The organism is Streptomyces sp. NPDC050422 (assembly GCF_044458665.1).
Taxonomy (GTDB): Bacteria; Actinomycetota; Actinomycetes; order Streptomycetales; family Streptomycetaceae; genus Streptomyces.
In genome coordinates this window covers 1-1,379 of the sequence record NZ_JBITIE010000065.1, presented here as the reverse complement: position 1 = coordinate 1,379, position 1,379 = coordinate 1, and the positions used below count along the sequence as shown (strand labels likewise).

At 66.0% G+C, this 1,379-nt stretch carries 1 protein-coding gene; it reads right to left on the bottom strand.

Annotated elements, in window-relative coordinates; genetic code table 11:
- Positions 1 to 39: 39 nt before the first annotated feature.
- On the bottom strand, positions 40 to 1,245 hold the full coding sequence (locus ACIBJG_RS38795; RefSeq protein ID WP_399315065.1) for an IS256 family transposase: 1,206 nt from the start codon (positions 1,243 to 1,245) through the stop codon (positions 40 to 42).
- Positions 1,246 to 1,379 lie beyond the last annotated feature (134 nt).

Below are 1,379 nucleotides of genomic sequence, written 5' to 3'. Positions count from 1 at the left end.
GGGTGTGTCCAGTAAACGGCTGATCCTTTTCCTGTGGGTTCAGTTGGTGGCCGGGGTGAGCCGGCCTTCGAAGGCGATCTGGAAGGCGTTCAGCGGGGCCTTCCAGCGGATGGTCCACTTCTTGCGGCCCTTGCCGGTCGGGTCCAGGCTCATGAGCGCCATGTAGACGCACTTCATGGCCGCGGCTTCGTTGGGGAAATGTCCACGGGCGCGGACCGCCTTGCGGATCCGGGCGTTCACGCTTTCGATCGCGTTGGTCGAGCAGATGACCTTGCGGATCTCGACGTCGAAGGAGAGGAAGGGTACGAACTCGGCCCAGGCGTTCTCCCAGAGCCGGATGATCGCCGGATACTTCCGGCCCCAGGCGTCCTGGAAGTCGCTGAACCGTTCGGCCGCGGCGGCCTCGTTCGGTGCGGTGTAGACGGGCTTGAGCGCCTTGGCGATCTTGTCCCAGTCCTGGCGGGCCGCGTAACGGAAGCTGTTCCTCAACAGGTGAACGACGCAGGTCTGGACGATCGTTGCAGGCCAGACGGTCTCCACCGCGTCGGGCAGACCCTTCAGCCCGTCGCAGACCAGCATCAGCACGTCGTCCACGCCCCTGTTCTTCAGGTCCGTGAACACGCTCAGCCAGTACTTCGCGCCCTCGCCGCCATCCCCGGCCCAGATCCCCAGGATGTCGCGGTGTCCCTCGGCGGTCACCGCCATCACGACGTAGATCGGACGGTTCGCCACGTTCCCGTCACGGATCTTCACGTTGATCGCGTCCACGAACAGCACCGGATAGACGCGGTCCAGCGGCCGGTTGGACCACTCGGCCATGCCCTCCATCACCTTGTCGGTGATCGTGGTGATGGTCGCCTTGGACACGCTCGCGCCGTAGACCTCGGCCAGGTGCGCGGAGATCTCCCCGTGCGTCAGGCCCTTCGCCGACAGCGACAGCACCATCTCGTCCACGCCGGTCAGGCGCCGCTGGCGCTTCTTGACGATGGCCGGCTCGAACGTACCGGCCACGTCCCGGGGCACCTTGACCTCGACCGGGCCGACCTCGGTCAGCACCGTCTTCGCCCGGGAACCGTTACGGGAGTTGCCGCTGTTCCGGCCCTCGGCGTCGTGCTTCTCATAGCCGAGGTGATCGGTGATCTCGCCTTCCAGGGCGGACTCCAGCACCCGCTTGGTCAGCTGCTGCAACAGCCCACCTTCCCCGGTCAGCTGCAGACCCTCACTGCGGGCCCGGTCCACGAGCATCGCGACCAACTGCTCGTCACTGGCCGCCGGCACGGCCTCCGCCGCCGGTCCCTCGACCGCTATCTGCTCGATGGTGGTGTCGCTCATCTGGCGTCTCCTTGATCATCGGATCCGCCGTTCATTGAACACTCCCG